Raw genomic sequence first — 13239 nt, 5'->3', positions numbered from 1 at the left:
ACTCCATCCGAGGCGCCGGCGGCATCGGAGGCGGCGGAGGCGTCGCAAGCCGCCGACCACCCGCACGGACCCCGGTACAAGTGGGTCGCTCTGTCGAACACCACCCTCGGCATGCTGATGGTGATGATCAATCAGTCCATCGTGCTGATCGCCATGCCGAACATCTTCGACGGCATCCACCTGGACCCGCTCGACCCGCACAACACCAGCTACCTGCTGTGGATGATGATGGGCTTCATGGTGGTCACCGCCGTTCTGGTGGTGTCCTTCGGGCGGCTCGGGGACATGTTCGGCCGGGTCAGGATGTACAACCTCGGCTTCGCCGTCTTCACCGGCTGCTCCATTCTGCTCTCCCTCACCTGGGGCAGCGGGACGCAGGCGGCGCTGTGGCTGATCGGCTGGCGCGTGGTCCAGGGGGTCGGCGGTGCGCTGATCTTCGCCAACTCGACCGCCATCATCACCGACGCGTTCCCCGCGCGGCAGCGCGGGACCGCGCTGGGCATCAACGTCATCGCGGGCATATCCGGCGCGTTCATCGGCCTGATGCTGGGCGGCATCCTCGGTCCGGTCGGCTGGCGCTGGGTGTTCCTGGTGTCGGTGCCGGTCGGCGTCTTCGGCTCGGTCTGGGCGTACCTCAAGCTCAAGGACACCGGCCACCGGCAGCCGGCCGCGATCGACTGGTGGGGCAACCTCACCTTCGCCGCCGGTCTGATCACCGTGCTGGTCGGCATCACCTACGGCATCCAGCCGTACCACGGCGCGACCACCGGCTGGGGCAACCCGTGGGTGCTCACCGCCATGGGCGTCGGGATCCTGCTGCTGATCGTCTTCTGCGTGATCGAGGCGCGGGTCGCCGAGCCGCTCTTCGACCTCTCGCTGTTCCGCGTGCGGACCTTCGCCGCGGGCAACCTCGCCAGCCTGCTCACCGCGCTCGGGCGCGGCGGGCTGCAGTTCATCCTGGTGATCTGGCTCCAGGGCATCTGGCTGCCGCTGCACGGCTACAGCTTCGAGCAGACGCCGCTGTGGGCCGGGATCTACATGATCCCGCTGACCGTCGGGCTGCTGGTGGCCGCGCCGATCTCCGGTCTGCTGTCGGACCGCTTCGGCTCCCGGTTCTTCACCATCGCGGGCGCGCTGCTGAACGCGGCCAGCTTCGGCCTGCTGATGCTGCTGCCGGTCGACTTCCCCTACTGGGCCTTCGCGTCGATCCTGGCGCTGAACGGCCTGGGCGCGGGCCTGTTCGCCTCACCCAACCGGGCCGAGATCATGAACTCGGTGCCCGCCCGGCAGCGCGGCGTCGGCGCGGGCATGACCGCGACGTTCCAGAACGCGGCGATGGTGCTGTCGATCGGCCTCTTCTTCAGCCTGATCGTCCTCGGTCTGGCCGGGAGTCTGCCCGGCGCGCTCGACCACGGCCTGGTCGCCCAGGACGTGCCCCCGGCCGTCGCCGCCAAGGTCGCCCAACTCCCGCCGCTGGCCGTGCTCTTCGCCGCCTTCCTCGGGTACAACCCGATCCGGCAGCTGCTCGGCCCGCAGGTGCTCCAGCACCTGCCCGCCACCAAGGCGAACTACCTGACCGGCCGGAACTTCTTCCCGCACCTGGTCACCGGCCCGTTCCAGGACGGCCTGGCGGTCGCCTTCTGGTTCGCCCTCGCCGCCTGCCTGGTCGCGGCGGTCGCCTCGGCCCTCACCGCCCGCCCGGGGCAGCCGGGTTCGGCGCCGCACCTGGTCGCCAAGGGGTGACACACGCGTGAGCGGCGCGGCCCCTCGCAGGGCCGCGCCGCTCTCGGCTTTCACATGGTCAGCTCGCGACGAGCGACAGGTCGTCGCAGCTCGACGTGGCCTGGCCCTTCGGCAGATAGCAGAAGACGGTGGCGCTGGTGTTGCTCGCGCCGGTGGTGAAGGTGTCGGACAGCTGGGTCCAGGACGTGGCCGTGCTGTGCGCCGAGACCTGGGAGCCGCCGTAGTTCTTCACGCCGAGGCTGGTGCTGGCACCGCCGGTGCGGACCCAGCCCGAGTACACGTAGGTGGTGTTCGGCGAGAGACCGCTCACCGTGTACTCCATGGTGGCGTAGCCGCCGCTCGGCGCGTTCAGCTGCAGGTCGTGCGTGGGGCTGTGCGCGTTGGCGTCGGTGACGACGCTCGCGTCGTGCACGGCCCAGCCGGGCAGGTTGCCGGACTCGAAGTCACCGCCGGTGATCAGGTTGGTGGTGCCGGAACCGACGGTCCAGGTGAAGCTGGTGCTGCCCGACGCGCCGGTGCCGTCCGTCGCCGTGACGGTGACGGAGCTGCTGCCGGCGGTGGTCGGCGTGCCGGTGATCTGCCCGGTGCCGGAGTCGATCGACAGGCCCGCGGGCAGGCCGGTGGCGGCGTAGCTGAGCGTCTGCCCGCTCGCGGAGTCGGACGCCTGGATCTGCAGCGGGCTGATCGCCGTGCCCGGAGTCGCGGTCTGCGCACCCGGGTCGGTGACCGTCACGGTGTCGCCGGTGCTCGAACCGCCGCCGGTGAAGACCTCGTTGTACGGGGTGGCCCACTTGTCGTTGTTGGTCATCGACGGCAGACCGAGCGCGCCCTCGATCACCCGCGCGGTGCTGTAGTGGTCGTACCGGTTCGAGTCCTGGTAGCCCGCCTTCACCGTGCCCTGCGAGCCGATGACGATGGTGGCGACCTGGTTCGACTGGCCCGGACCGAAGCCGCCGGGCGAGTTGGCCCCGTCCTCGTCCCAGGTCAGCACCAGCAGCGACTTCTGCGTGGTCCACGCCGGGGAGTTGAAGAGGTCCGGCAGGGTCTGGCTCAGCCAGGTGTCACCGGCCGCGATCCCGCAGCCTTCCATGTCGTTGCAGGAGTCCGCGTCCGCCCAGACGAACGCCGGGGTGGTCGACGCCGACTTCAGGTCCGTGTTCAGCAGCTGCGGCAGCGGCTGCCAGTGCGCCTGGCAGTAGGCGTTCTCGCTCTGCATCTTCGGGTCGTAGTAGAACGGGACGTCGTCCGACTCGTAGTTGCCGCTGTTGCTGGTCTCGCAGTTGCTGGTCTGGCTCTGGACGTACTGCTTCCAGCTCTTGCCCGCCGCGTCGAGGTTGTCGTTCAGCCCCGGGTTGGTCGCCGCGCAGGCCGGGTTGGTGATGCAGTCGGCGCCCGGCGTGCTGTGGTTGCTGCGCCCGTAGGAGTTGCCGAAGGCGATGGCCTCGTAGTTCGGGTCCGAGCTGTGGGTGTTGCCGTGGTAGTTCGTCAGCAGCGAACCCATCGGCAGCAGCGTGTTGTTGATGTAGGGCGCGCTGGAGTTGCCGATGATCCCCGCGCCGCCGTCGGCGGTGTTGGAGCTGGCCGAGTAGTTGTTGTTCTCCATCATCACGACGAAGACGTGGTCGTACCCGGGCACGGTCGAGGTCGGGACGGTCAGCGTCGGAGCCGTCACCGCCGTGTCGAGCGTGAGCGAGAGGTTGTCGGCCAGGCCGTCGTTCTGCGTGCCCGTCATGGTGAAGTCGACGGCGACCTTGATCGAACGGGTGCCCGTGGGCACCGCGCCGTTCGCGGTCTCGTTCAGCAGCTCGGTGGTGTTGCCGCGCATCGCCGGGGTGACCGGGCCGATCACGCTGGTGCCGAGGGAGGCGCCGTTGGCGTCCAGATAGGTCGCGGTCACCTGCGCCGCGTCGCCGTAGCTGCCCACGCCGCCGAGGTAGCCGGACAGCGTCGAGGACACGCCCCCGGCGTCGATCGCCGAGGCGGCGGACGACACGTCCACCGTCTGCACCATCTCCGAGGAGCCGCGCGAGCCGCCCTGGAAGTACGACGTGCCCTGCGCGCCGGGCGTGGTGGTGTTGGCGACGTTCGTCGAGTTGTAGCAGTCGATGACCGGGTCGCCGGAGGTGATCTGCCAACCGGGGACGGTCGTCTCCTCCCACCCGCCCGGCGAGCACTGGCCGGTCTCGGCGTCGCCGTTGAGGATCAGGTTCGCGCTGGTGGTCGCGGCGACCGCCGGCCCGGCCAGCGTGACCGGGACGGTCACGGCCGCGCCGAGCGCTGCCGCTACGACGACCCGGCCGAGCCAGGGTCGTGGGGTTCTGAGCCTGCCGAACATCAGGGTGCCTCCAGGCATGAGGGGAGCTGAGGGGCGTGCGGGTGACGGGGTGTCAGCGGTGCTGTGCATTGCTGTGCGCTGTGCGCTTTGCGGTGCCGTGCTGTGCTGTGCGCTGTGCGATTTGAGCCGCGCGATGCGAGCCGTCGGCCTCGACCATTGGGCTAGCCCAATGCCGGAAAGAGTCGCGTGCACGGGCGGATTCCGCCAGACCGGCGTCCACCCGGAAGAGAACCAGTTGATGAACTCTTGTCACCCACACACGCCAATCCGCCCCAGGCGCGCGACCCCTGGGGCGGACGAGTGTGCTGGATTGTCCCGCTTTACCTCCTGCTTTGCCTCCTGCTTTGCCTCCTGCTTCGCCTCCCGCGCTACCCCGCCGCCGACTCCTGCCGCGCGCGGTCCGCCGCGGCCTCCGCGCGCAACGCGGCGGTACGGTCCGGGTCCGCGGACATGTGCGTGACCGCGCTCCGCACCGCCCACACGTAGATCCCCAGCGCGACGACGCCCACCGTCACGCTGTCCCACGGAGCCGGGAGCACGTGGTGGCCGCCGAAGCTGCCCAGCACGGACAGCACGTACATCGCGCCCAGGTACACCGGCAGCCAGATCCCGGCGCGAAAGTCGCCGACGCTGCTGCGGTTCCGGAAGTAGTTGAGCCCGTAGAGCACCAGGCCCACCGCCACGATCGGAATCGTCTTCAGCAGCGTCGGCCACGAGGCCCAGAAGATCACCAGCGACGAGACCACGAACGCGGCCGGCGCGACGAACTGCATCGCGCCGATCCGGGTGCCCGCGTCACCGACCTCGCAACGACGGAAGGCGATCACCGACACCGAGCCGATCGCGAACGTGAAGACGGCGAGCGTGCCGGTCACCCCGATGATCGCGTGCCAACTCGGCAGCGGCAGCAGGAATGCCAACCCCACGACGAAGTTGATGGCCAGCGCCCGGACCGGGACGCGCCAGCGCGGGTCGACCTTCATCACCCACTCCGGGAAGAACCCGTTCTTGGCCAGGCCGAAGCTGTTGCGGGCGTTGGCGGCGGTGTAGACGATCGCCGAACCGGACGGCGAGACCATCGAGTCGGCGATCAGGATCCAGTACAGCCAGGACAGGTTGAGCAGCATCGCCAGGTTGGCGAACGGCGAGTTGAGGTTGACCCCGTGCCAGCCGCTGCCCAGCAGGTGTCCCGGCACCGCCCCGAGGAACGCGGTCTGCAGCGCCAGGTACAGCACGATGCACACCACGATCGTGGTGATCAGCGCGGCCGGTACGTTGCGCCGCGGATTGCGGGCCTCACCGGAGAGTTCGACGACGTTGCGGAACCCCGTGTACGCGAACACGATCCCGGCGGTGGCGATCGTCGACAGGGCGGTGGACCAGCCGTAGGGGGCCAGACCGCCGTGCTGGTGACCGAAGTTGCCGGACTGGAAGCCGGTGGCGATGAGCACGATCGCGGTGGTGGTGGGAACCAGGATCTTGATCGCGGTCACGACGTTGTTGGTGCGCGCGAAGAGCGCGACGCCGAAGTAGTTGATCAGGACGAAGACCAGCATCAACCCACCGGCGGCCAGGATCCCGAGGCCGGTCAGCGACTTTCCGTGGTACATCCCCGGGAGGTACGCGCTGGCGTACTGGAGCACACCGGCGGCCTCGGTCGGCGGGTTGCCGATGTAGCCCACCCACATCGACCAGCCGACCACCGCCGCCGCCAACCTGCCGTTGCTGTAGAGCGGGTAGCGCACCAGCCCGCCCGACTCCGGCTTCACCATGCCGAGTTCGGCGAAGACCAGGCCGACGAGCAGCATGCAGACGCCGCCGATCACCCATGCCAGCAACGCCGAAGGCCCGGCAGCCTGCGCCGCGTACATCGACGCCAGCAGCCAGCCGGACCCGACCACACTCCCGAGCCCGGCCGCGAGCAGCGACCAGAACCCCAACCGTTTGCGCAGCAGATCGTCCTGCCGTGCGGGCTTGGCCAGAACCGGCTCGGTGACCATGACTGCCGCCTCCCCTGGGCTGTCGAGGTTGTCGAGGACCTGTCGAACTGGCCTACCCACAGGGATTGTTGACGAACCATCTTGGCTATTCGGGGCGAGCTACAACACGATCGAGACCACGAACCCCACCGGCAGAGCCAGCAGCAGGCCCGCGACGGCCAGAACAGCCGTCCCCCGGCACGCCCCGCTGCACAGGGCGTACCACGTCCCGACCAGCGCGCCGCCACCGGCGTTCTCGATGCCCGACATGCCGAACCCGAAGAGGACGGCCAGGACCCCGAAGCCCAGCACCCACCAGAACGCCATCTCCAGGAACTGCCAGAAGACGCTGGTGTGGCCGGGCAGGATGAACTCGCCGTTGGTGTCGATCATGCGGGTCGGAACCCCCACCTGCGCGCCGCTGTCGGGCAGCGTCACCCCCGTGCGGACGACCCGCCCGTCGTCGGACCGGAAGGTTCCCACACACCGCCACGCCGTCGAGGAGTTGTCCCCGCTGCCCATGTCGATGCTCTCGCACGACGTGGCGGTGTAGTGCCCCTGCGTCCCACCGATCCCCGCCGCCGCGCCGAACCCCTCCCACGTCACCACCAGCATGTGCCACATCACCACCGCCACCACGACGGCGAGCCCCATCCCCAGGATGCTCCCCGCCAGGCTCCCGGACCGCTCCCCCAGCCGTGCGCTCATCCGTCTCCCCCGGACCCGCAGCCGGCTCAGCCACCCGGCCTGACCTGCACCGATACAGCTGACTTCCTGCCTGGTAAGACGCCCATCCGGCCCCTGCCGGTTCCACCCGGCAGGGGAACGGCGAGCCGGGACGGGGTCAGCTGCCGTCGACCGGGAGGGAGTCCGACGCCGTGTCGATGACCTCGGTGAGGATGTCGCGCGAGCGGTGCAGCTCCTTGATCATGCGGTCGATGCGGTCGCGCTCCGCCACGAGTTCGTCGACGAGCTGGTGGGTCGCGATCTCGTTGGGAGCGCCGTCCGCGTCGCGCATGCAGGGCAGGAGCTGGGCGATCTTCTTGCTGTTCAGCCCGGCCGCGTAGAGGGCCTGGATCCGGATGACGCGGTCGACGGCCCACTCGCCGAAGTCGCGCTGGCCGCCTGGCGTGCGGACGGACCTCAGCAGGTCCTGGGTCTCGTAGTACCGCAGCGACCGCTCGCTCACCCCGCTGCGCCGGGCCAGTTCGCCGATGCGCATGGGCCCACCCCCGTTTCCGTGTCGTGCCGTGTTCTGCTGTGCTGCTGCGTTCTGCCGTGTGCTGCCGTGTGCTGCCGCGCGAGGGACTTGAACCTCACACTGATGTCACCTTTTACCGTCCCTGCATGACGAACTCAACCACGCCTTCCACGCTCTTCGACCCCTACACCCTCGGCGAGCGGCTGCGCCTGCCCAACCGCCTGGTGATGGCGCCGATGACCCGCAACCGTGCCGCGGCCGACGGAACGCCGGAACCCGTCATGGCGACGTACTACGCCCAGCGCGCCTCGGCCGGGTTGATCGTCGCCGAGGCGGCCACGCCGAGCGCCGTGGGCCGGACCTACCCCAACATCCCGGGTATCCACGAGCCGTCCCACGTCGCCGGATGGCGACGGGTCACGGACGCCGTGCGCGCGGCGGGTGGGCGGATGTTCCTGCAGCTGCAGCACGGCGGCCGGGTGGGCCACCCCGCCAACAGCGGGCTGGTCCCCGTCGCGCCCTCGCCCGTCCCGCTGCCGGACACCGTCCACACCGCCGACGGCTCGCAGCCCGCGGTCGTGCCGCGCGAGCTGACGGTCGAGGAGATCCGCTCCACCGTCGCCGACTTCGCGGCCGCCGCACGGATGGCGATCGAGGCCGGGTTCGACGGCGTCGAGGTGCACGCGGCCAACGGCTACCTGCTCCACCAGTTCCTCGCGCAGGGGACCAACCACCGGACCGACGCCTACGGCGGTGACGTCGCAGGCCGCGTGCGGTTCGTCGTCGAGGTCGTCCGCGCCGTCGTCGAAGCCGTCGGCGCGGAGCGGGTGGGGCTGCGGATCTCGCCCGGAGTGACCGTCAACGGCATCGAGGAGGGCGACACCGACGCCGTCTACCCCGCCCTGCTCGACGCCCTGGCCGACCTCGGCCCCGGTGCCGAACTCGCGTACCTGCACGTCGTCTTCGCCGACCCCGACCAGCCGCTCTTCCAGCGGATCCGCCGGTCCTGGCGCGGCACGCTCGTCGCCAACCCGGTCCTGGGCTGGGGCGGACCGCTCCCCGCCGACGGCGGCCGAGCCGCCGCCGAGCGGCTGCTGGCCGCCGGGGCCGACCTGATCTCGCTGGGCCGTCCGTTCCTGGCCAACCCGGACCTGGTCGAGCGCCTGCGCATCGGGGCGCCGCTCAACCCCCTGCGCGACCAGTACTTCATGTACGTCGGCGGCGAGACCGGCTACACCGACTACCCGACGCTGGCCGACCTCTCGACCGACCTCCCGACCGGCCTGCCTACGCCGCGCCGCACGGACGCAGTGCGGCGTAGTACGCGAACGGCGGTCCGATGATCTGCGTGACATGGAGCCGGGCGCTGTCCGCGTGCGCGATCAGCCGGGCGGGGCGGATCTGGTGCCGGTCGAAGAACTCACCGACCACCAGCCTCCCGGCGGGCTTCAGCACGCGGCGCAGCTCGCCCAGCGTGACGGCCGGTTCCGGGATCTCGCCGATCGCGGTCACCAGATAGGCCGCGTCGAAGGTCTCGTCCTCGAACGGCAGGCTGTGCGCGTCGGCCAAGGTGGGGACGATGTTCCCGACCCCCAACTTGGCCGCGCGGGCGCTGACATGGTCGAGCATCGGCTGCTGGACGTCGACCACGTCCAGCCGTCCCCGCTCGCCGAGCTGCGGCGCGACGTGCAGGGACTGCAGTCCGGTCCCCGGGCCGATCTCGAGTACGCGCATCCCGGGGGACGGCATCAGCATCCGGTCGAGCCGCCGCAGCGACAGGAAAGGGAGCGGCAGGTCGAGCAGCCAGCGCTGGGAGTACGGGTAGGGCGCCGTGTCGGTCATCCACCAGGCGGCCATCGCCGCCGCGGCCGAGGCGCAGGCGACACCGCGCCACAGATTCCTCCGCGAGGAGTGGGAGGCCGGCGAGGCGCGCGAAGCCTGAGCGGCGAGGGCGGCGCCGGAGGCGAGAGCGGTGGACGGGTCCGGCACGGTCAGGGCGGTCACTGGTCTCCTCGGAGGCGTGGTGGCCACCGGGTCCCCGGCGGCCGTCGCTCCACCCTCCCTGTCCGGCACCGCCGTTGTCGTCGGTGCCAGCACCCGTTCCGAGGGTGGTGCCAGGTTCACCCCGAGGACGCCGACCGCCGGCTCTGCGGTTCCGAGGCGTTCGCTCAGCCCTCGTTCGGGAGCGTGTACACGTTGTCCGGGGTCGCGATCGACGTGACCGCCTGCGCGAACAGCGTGCTGGGCTCGGTGCCCTTGTAGAGGATGTCGGTGTTGAGCAGGATCACCAGCGTGGCGTCCTGCTGCGGCAGGTACACCGTCACGCTCTCGTAGCCGGGCAGCGAGCCGTTGTGGCCGCGCCAGCCGTGCGTCTCGAAGAGACCGAGGCCGTAGCCACCGTCGGCGAAGCCCGCCACCGGGACGAAGTTCAGCCGCTGCGCCTGGGTGGCAGGCGAGAGCAGCGTGCCGGTGGCCACGTCCTTGGCCCAGGCGTGCAGGTCCCGCAGGTCGGAGATCATCGCTCCGGCCGCCCAGCCCCAACTCGGGTTCCAGTGCGTGGAGTCGGCGACCGCGCCGGTCAGCGTCTGGTTGGTGTACCCGTGGGCGTGCGGCCTCGGGAACTCCGCGGCGAAGGGGAAGAGGGTGTGGTCCAGGTGGGACGGCTTGAGCACCCGCTCGCGGATGAAGTCGGCGAGCGGCATCCTGCCGAACTTCTCCACCAGCAGGCCGAGCAGGATGTAGTTGCTGTTGTCGTACAGGAACTTCGCCCCGGGGGCGAAGAGGTTGGGGTGACGGTAGCCGTACGCCAGCAGCTGCTGCGGGGTGAACGGCTGGTAGGGGTTGGTGAAGAACGCCTTCTGGAAGCCCGCGTCCGCGCTGTACGGGAACAGACCGCTGCGCATCTCCAGCAGCTGACGGACGGTGATGTGACGGCCGTTCGGGACACCACCGATGTAGGCGGCGATCGGGGCGTCCAGCTTGACCAGGCCCTGGTCGACCAGTTCGAGCACCGCGGTGGCCGTGAAGGTCTTGGTCTCGCTGCCGATCCGCATGTAGAGGTCGGGCCGCATCGGCGCACCGGTCGCCTTGTCGGCGACCCCGAACGACCGCACGTAGTCACCACGTCCGGGCATCCACAGGCCGACGGTCACGCCGGGGGTGCCGGTCTCCTTCTGGACCGCTTCGATCGCCTTGTCGAGGCGGGCCACCAGCGCCGGATCCAGCGGGCAGTCGTCCGCGGACCGGGCGGTGCCGAAGGGGAGGCCGGTGGTGCGGAAGGCGGCGGCATGGGCGGCCTGCCGCGGCGCGGCCTGGACCGACGGCGCGGCCACGACGGCGGAGCCGACGGCGGTGAGGGCGACCAGGGCGGCAACGAGTCGGCGGGCGGAGGCGCGGCGCACGGCGGGCATAGGGGTTCCAGTCTTCCGGGGAGGTGACCTTGCCAGGCATCATCACCGTCAACCCCGCGCCCACCCCTCACGCCTACGTGCACCACGCCACGAGTCCACCCGTCCGGCCCTCTCCGCCTCCCTCGCGCGGCAGGACCGGTCGGACGTCCCCGGCATCAGCCGTTCCCCGACGTCGGGATGCCGCTTGGACCGGTCGAGCGCGAAGCGGCAGGACCGGGCCGCCTCGGTCGGCGGCCCGGTCGGCTCCCCCGTACGGATTCCATGGAACGGCACGGCAGTTGGGCCGGTCGAATGATTCGATGGGTTTCTAATGAGCTTGCGAGACCGCCAGGGGGCCGCTCGTGATTCGCATCGTTCTGGGTCATCACGGACTGGGATCCGTCAGGTTCGTGATTCCCGTGCTGGATCCGGCGGGGCAGCTCCTCTTCCTGCGCGACCACGCCCCGGGCTGGCTGACCGCACGCTGGCGGGCCAAGGCCACCGAGACGCTGGTCGAGCACCGGTTAGGCCTGTTGGCCGTGGTCGGAGCGGTCGGCACGGACTTCCTGCGGCCCGCGTCGCAGGGCCCCCAGGTGAGTCTGGAGGCGGCGTTGCACCAGGTCGCGACCACCCCGGCGGACCGGGTCCGCTACGACCTGTCGGCGGCGTTCGGCGCCTCGGTCTGGGACGAGAGGTCCTCCCGTCGGCCGCCGCGTGTCTTCCTGCAGACCCTGGAGCGCGGCGAGGACCATCTCGCCCATCGGCTCGCGGAGGAGATGGAACGCTTCTGGCACGCGGCCATGGCTCCTGACTGGCCGGCACTCCGCGCTCGGATGGAGGCCGACGTCGCGGCGCGGGCCATGGCGATCGCCCGCGACGGACTCGCGGACATGCTGAGCCGCCTGGCCCACAACCTCGAATTGCGCGACGGAACGCTGATCGTGCACCTGCCCGCGGGCGTGCAGTTCGACAAGACCGTCGAGGCGGACGGTCTGATCCTGACGCCGAGTGCCTTCACTCCCCGGGCTCTGGTGCAGACGGCCGACCTCCCGGACGCACCGGACCGGCAGATCCCGCACCTCGCCTATCCGCTGGGGCCTGACGACCGTCAGGTGCCGTCAGGGGAACTCATCGGCGCGGCGCGGGCGACCATCCTGGCCGAACTGAGCCAGCCCCGCTCGACCACGGAGATCGCGGAGCGCGTCCACCTGAGCCCGGCGACCGTCTCGTACCATCTGCAGATCCTCCACCGCGCCGGGGTCGTCACCCGAACACGCCGCTCCCGCCACGTTCTCTACCAGCGGTTGTGAGCAGCGCAGCCGCCTCTGTTCACCGGCGTGGGAGTGGTCAACTCCTGCCCTTGATCCTTTCGGCGAGGATGCGGGCCACAGCCGCAGGGTCGTCCGGCGTGATGGTCGGTCGCACCCGGCCTCCGGCGTCGAGGACGAGTGCGGTGTCCTTGCTGGGACGCCGCGGGTCGAGGTTCCACCAGTGGATGAAGTCGCCCGAGCCCCAGATGCGCCACCGGCGGATCGCGTTCGGGCCGGTCAGGGAGAGCGTCTGGACGCCTTTGATGGCGGCGTAGGGGATCTGCTTGGATCCCCACGGGTAGTAGCGACGGATGGTGACGCCTTGGTCGTCGCAGAGGATCAGACCGTCGTCGTAGGCGGCCGTGTTCACGCCCATCTCATTTCTCCTGGTGTTCAGTCAGTTTCGGGGCTGTGGAGCGGGTTTCTCACGGGGTCTCGGGATTGATGATGACGATCCCGGCGACCTTCTCGTCCATGTCGAACGCGACGCGGGCCTTCATGTCCCCGGCCTCGTAGCGCAGCGGAATGTCGACGACCGTGTGGTCGCCGATCCGGCGGACGAAAGGCTCGCCCTCGCCGAAGCCCTCGAACGCGCCGACGAGGCCGGCGACGGTCGCCAGGCCGCTCAGGCGGACCTCGTCGGTGAACGCCTCCAGCACCTGGGTGTTGAACGACTGCCGGGCCTCGTCCATGCGTCCTTCGAGGACCGCCGTGACGATCGCGATGGCGCGTTCTGCGGCGTTCGTCATGTGCACCGTCTTGTCCATGAGTTCTCCCGTCCGGGGGTCGATCGGTTTGCCGAACCGCTGGAACGCGGCCTGCCGGGTGACCCCGAGCAGGTCTCCGAGCTCCTGCCAGGTATGACCGGCGTCCCGGCTCTGCTGCACGCACAGCTTCAGCACCTGCTCCGCGAGGCCGTCGACGCCCTGGGCGCATCGGACCAGGTCGAGGTAGGCGGGCGACGCCAACGGGCTCCCGGCCGCCCGGGCCAGGGCCGAGGCCTGCTCGGCGAGCAGGGCGCTCAGGGCGGCAAGGGTTCGCGGAGGTTCGACCATGCGTAAAGGATGCCTTTACAGCCAGGAGCTGTCAAGGATTCCTTTACAGAGACTACTTCGCCCGACGCGCCCCGCGCGCGGCCGACAACCTGCTGGTCGAGACCTGGCTGAACGTCGCTCACAGCGTCCTGTACTGCGAGATCCACGGCCGCCGCACCGACCACGCCGCCTCCGCGCCCGAGCCGGTCGAGCGGGCCAGGGCGGCGCCGGTCCAGTCCGGCATGCGT

11 protein-coding genes are annotated in these 13239 nt (G+C 70.2%); 3 read left to right on the top strand and 8 right to left on the bottom strand.

Features of this window, described 5'->3' with window-relative positions; translation table 11 throughout:
* Positions 1-123: 123 nt before the first annotated feature.
* Positions 124-1743, top strand: a complete 1620-nt coding sequence (locus tag I2501_RS03670) for an MFS transporter (RefSeq protein ID WP_408022701.1) — start codon at positions 124-126, stop codon at positions 1741-1743.
* Between the two features lie 58 nt (positions 1744-1801).
* Here the strand turns inward: I2501_RS03670 and I2501_RS03665 are convergent, their stop codons facing one another.
* The 4 genes from I2501_RS03665 to I2501_RS03650 form a co-directional block, all read right to left on the bottom strand.
* Positions 1802-4096, bottom strand: coding sequence for a putative Ig domain-containing protein (locus I2501_RS03665; protein ID WP_196192358.1), 2295 nt, complete (start codon positions 4094-4096; stop codon positions 1802-1804).
* A 350-nt stretch (positions 4097-4446) separates the two neighbouring features.
* A complete protein-coding gene (locus tag I2501_RS03660; RefSeq protein WP_196192357.1) occupies positions 4447-6078 on the bottom strand; it encodes an APC family permease in 1632 nt (543 codons plus the stop codon).
* Positions 6079-6177: 99 nt separating this feature from the next.
* Complete coding sequence (locus I2501_RS03655) at positions 6178-6765, bottom strand: hypothetical protein (protein WP_196192356.1); 588 nt, start codon at positions 6763-6765, stop codon at positions 6178-6180.
* Between the two features lie 136 nt (positions 6766-6901).
* Positions 6902-7279 carry a MerR family transcriptional regulator gene (locus I2501_RS03650; protein ID WP_196192355.1) on the bottom strand — a complete coding sequence of 126 codons (378 nt, stop codon included), beginning with the start codon at positions 7277-7279 and terminating at the stop codon, positions 6902-6904.
* A 125-nt stretch (positions 7280-7404) separates the two neighbouring features.
* Between I2501_RS03650 and I2501_RS03645 the strand changes: the two genes are divergently transcribed.
* Positions 7405-8601: an oxidoreductase gene (locus I2501_RS03645; RefSeq protein ID WP_196192354.1), complete on the top strand. Its 1197-nt coding sequence runs from the start codon at positions 7405-7407 to the stop codon at positions 8599-8601.
* Here I2501_RS03645 and I2501_RS03640 read toward each other — a convergent pair.
* Complete coding sequence (locus I2501_RS03640) at positions 8546-9262, bottom strand: class I SAM-dependent methyltransferase (protein ID WP_328806181.1); 717 nt, start codon at positions 9260-9262, stop codon at positions 8546-8548. The genes I2501_RS03645 and I2501_RS03640 overlap by 56 nt on opposite strands.
* Positions 9263-9426: 164 nt before the next feature.
* Complete coding sequence (locus tag I2501_RS03635) at positions 9427-10668, bottom strand: serine hydrolase domain-containing protein (RefSeq protein ID WP_196192353.1); 1242 nt, start codon at positions 10666-10668, stop codon at positions 9427-9429.
* 389 nt (positions 10669-11057) lie between these two features.
* On the opposite strand from I2501_RS03635, the gene I2501_RS40480 reads away from it, so the two are divergent.
* Complete coding sequence (locus I2501_RS40480; RefSeq protein WP_196192352.1) at positions 11058-11957, top strand: ArsR/SmtB family transcription factor; 900 nt, start codon at positions 11058-11060, stop codon at positions 11955-11957.
* 37 nt (positions 11958-11994) lie between these two features.
* Here I2501_RS40480 and I2501_RS03625 read toward each other — a convergent pair whose 3' ends face one another.
* Positions 11995-12333, bottom strand: a complete 339-nt coding sequence (locus I2501_RS03625; protein WP_196192351.1) for a PH domain-containing protein — start codon at positions 12331-12333, stop codon at positions 11995-11997.
* Positions 12334-12382: 49 nt separating this feature from the next.
* Positions 12383-13012: a DUF3887 domain-containing protein gene (locus tag I2501_RS03620; RefSeq protein ID WP_196192350.1), complete on the bottom strand. Its 630-nt coding sequence runs from the start codon at positions 13010-13012 to the stop codon at positions 12383-12385.
* Positions 13013-13239: the final 227 nt, after the last annotated feature.

The sequence above is a fragment of the Streptacidiphilus fuscans genome (genome assembly GCF_015690355.1).
GTDB classification, from domain to species: Bacteria; Actinomycetota; Actinomycetes; order Streptomycetales; family Streptomycetaceae; genus Streptacidiphilus; species Streptacidiphilus fuscans.
Note: the sequence above shows the minus strand (reverse complement) of the source record. Positions and strands in the feature narration are given on the sequence as shown.

Excerpts from the sequence above, each read along its gene's own strand:
- I2501_RS03670 (WP_408022701.1), top strand. The coding sequence starts at position 124 with ATGATCAATCAGTCCATCGTGCTGATCGCCATGCCGAACATCTTCGAC.
- I2501_RS03665 (WP_196192358.1), bottom strand. The coding sequence starts at position 4,096 with ATGCCTGGAGGCACCCTGATGTTCGGCAGGCTCAGAACCCCACGACCC.
- I2501_RS03660 (WP_196192357.1), bottom strand. The coding sequence starts at position 6,078 with ATGGTCACCGAGCCGGTTCTGGCCAAGCCCGCACGGCAGGACGATCTG.
- I2501_RS03655 (WP_196192356.1), bottom strand. The coding sequence starts at position 6,765 with ATGAGCGCACGGCTGGGGGAGCGGTCCGGGAGCCTGGCGGGGAGCATC.
- I2501_RS03650 (WP_196192355.1), bottom strand. The coding sequence starts at position 7,279 with ATGCGCATCGGCGAACTGGCCCGGCGCAGCGGGGTGAGCGAGCGGTCG.
- I2501_RS03645 (WP_196192354.1), top strand. The coding sequence starts at position 7,405 with ATGACGAACTCAACCACGCCTTCCACGCTCTTCGACCCCTACACCCTC.
- I2501_RS03635 (WP_196192353.1), bottom strand. The coding sequence starts at position 10,668 with ATGCCCGCCGTGCGCCGCGCCTCCGCCCGCCGACTCGTTGCCGCCCTG.
- I2501_RS03625 (WP_196192351.1), bottom strand. The coding sequence starts at position 12,333 with ATGGGCGTGAACACGGCCGCCTACGACGACGGTCTGATCCTCTGCGAC.
- I2501_RS03620 (WP_196192350.1), bottom strand. The coding sequence starts at position 13,012 with ATGGTCGAACCTCCGCGAACCCTTGCCGCCCTGAGCGCCCTGCTCGCC.